This is a genomic window from Leptolyngbya cf. ectocarpi LEGE 11479, assembly GCF_015207065.1.
Lineage (GTDB): Bacteria > Cyanobacteriota > Cyanobacteriia > Phormidesmidales > Phormidesmidaceae > Leptothoe > Leptothoe ectocarpi.
In genome coordinates this window covers 1-2,226 of the sequence record NZ_JADEXP010000573.1, presented here as the reverse complement: position 1 = coordinate 2,226, position 2,226 = coordinate 1, and the positions used below count along the sequence as shown (strand labels likewise).

At 51.8% G+C, this 2,226-nt stretch carries 1 protein-coding gene and 1 CRISPR repeat array; the gene reads left to right on the top strand.

Features of this window, described 5'->3' with window-relative positions:
- A partial coding sequence (gene cas6 / locus IQ260_RS30040) for a CRISPR-associated endoribonuclease Cas6 (protein ID WP_193996715.1) occupies positions 1 to 1,116 on the top strand: 1,116 nt, incomplete at its 5' end.
- A gap of 276 nt (positions 1,117 to 1,392) precedes the next feature.
- Positions 1,393 to 2,219: direct repeats of the CRISPR family, unit length 35 nt; unit sequence GTTCAAAATCCATTACCCCGCGAGGGGACGGAAAC.
- Between the last annotated feature and the right edge of the window lie 7 nt (positions 2,220 to 2,226).

Below are 2,226 nucleotides of genomic sequence, written 5' to 3'. Positions count from 1 at the left end.
CCCAAAACCGACACCACCCTCAACCTCTCCGCCAAAACCTACTGGCCCAAAAACACAGACCTAGTCAGCCTAGAATTTGTACTCAAGCCCGTCGCCAATAGCGATCTCTACGCCCAATACACCATTGGCCTACACGCCTGGTTTCTTCACCAGATCCGAGACATCGACCCAGAACTGTCCGCCTACATGCATGATGGCGAATCAGAAAAACCCTTTAGCCTCACCGGGCTAGACGGACAGTTTATTCCCCAAAGTCAAACGTTGCAGCTACAACGAAACAAACCCTATCGCTGGCGCATAAATGCCCTGTGCAAGCCCGTCACCCAGGGAGTTGCCGCATGGCTACGCCAGCTCCCCAACGAGATTATCCTCAAAAACACCCCCCTGACTATCGAGTCAGTGAATCTTGCTCAGCCGCCCACCACCTACGCTAAGCTCTTAACCCAAGGCCAAGCTGGGGAAGGCAGCGTCAGCCTCAGCTTCAAAAGCCCTACCAGCTTTCGCCGTAAGGGACACCATTTACCCCTACCCTGGCCCCCCAATGTATTCCACAGCTATCTGCGCCGCTGGAACCACTTTTCTAATCAGCCCGTTGACCAAGACGACTTTCTCGACTGGGTCGATACCTATGTGATCATCACCCAGCATCAACTCTCCACCCACAAAGTCGCCGTCGGCAAAAAAGGCTCCGTCACCGGCTTTACCGGAGCCGTCACCTACGCCATCGACCGACGCGGCCTCACCGAAAAACCCTTTGTAGCGATGTTTTATGCCCTGACACAGCTGGCCCCCTATTGCAGCACCGGTCACAAAACCACCTTTGGCCTCGGCGAAACACACCTAGGCTGGCACACCGCTCAGGCAGCTCCCCCGGTACCTACCCAGCAAAGACTCCTAGCCGAGCGCATGGATGAACTAACAGAGATATTTCTCTCTACCAAAAAACGTCAGGGCGGACGTCGCGCCATCGACACCGCAGAAACCTGGGCCACCATCGTAGCCCGACGAGAACAGGGCGACTCATTGCAAGAAATTGCAGACGATATGGAGCTGGCCTATGAAACAACGAAGACCTACTCGAAGCTAGCACGGCGGGCAATGAGGGAGCTGGACTGAAAGGGTTAGGAAGATGGAATGCACCTGACAGGGGCTATGGACATTTATAAAAAGGCCAGTTAAGCTATGGCATAAGCTCCCATTTCTGAGGGGGTCTAAAGAACCTTGAAAACCGCATAGTTTCGTCGACCCCCTCGGATTGCTTGCAATGCAAGAGTTTCAGCCGTTTTAGACTATGCTTTAATGCCACTGATTCTCATTATTTTTAGTGATTTTGGACCCCCTCAGAAATGGGTGTCTGAAAAGCTTATTTGGCAAGGGTTCTAGAGGGTGGGGGTTCAAAATCCATTACCCCGCGAGGGGACGGAAACGATCTTCCTCATGCAGAGACAATACCTCTGCAGCAGAAGGTTCAAAATCCATTACCCCGCGAGGGGACGGAAACAATCCGTAAAAGCGTTGCCATGCAGCTTGCCAGCTTGTTCAAAATCCATTACCCCGCGAGGGGACGGAAACGTCGTAACAAGACTTCCGGGTTTGAACCTCGGAAATGTTCAAAATCCATTACCCCGCGAGGGGACGGAAACGAGTGATCAACATAATGTTGAAGACTCTTCTGCAAAGGTTCAAAATCCATTACCCCGTGAGGGGACGGAAACTTAATCGCTTCTATATGCGCTGCTGACATTTCCTCGTTCAAAATCCATTACCCCGCGAGGGGACGGAAACCCAAAGAGGAAAGATTGTGATTCACGCTAATCTCATCTGTGTTCAAAATCCATTACCCCGCGAGGGGACGGAAACTTATCTACGATTCAGTCGAAACTGAACTAACTTAAAGGTTCAAAATCCATTACCCCGCGAGGGGACGGAAACGCAGGAACTGCGATAACAGCAGAACCCACAAGAGTTCAAAATCCATTACCCCGCGAGGGGACGGAAACCATCAATGGTCTGGCTGTCGATCGGGCAATAGAATACCTTCGTTCAAAATCCATTACCCCGCGAGGGGACGGAAACGTCGTAACAAGACTTCCGGGTTTGAACCTCGGAAATGTTCAAAATCCATTACCCCGCGAGGGGACGGAAACTCCACCTTTAGAAGTGCAAGCAGCGTAAAATCCAGACGTTCAAAATCCATTACCCCGCGAGGGGACGGAAACCCTTCTT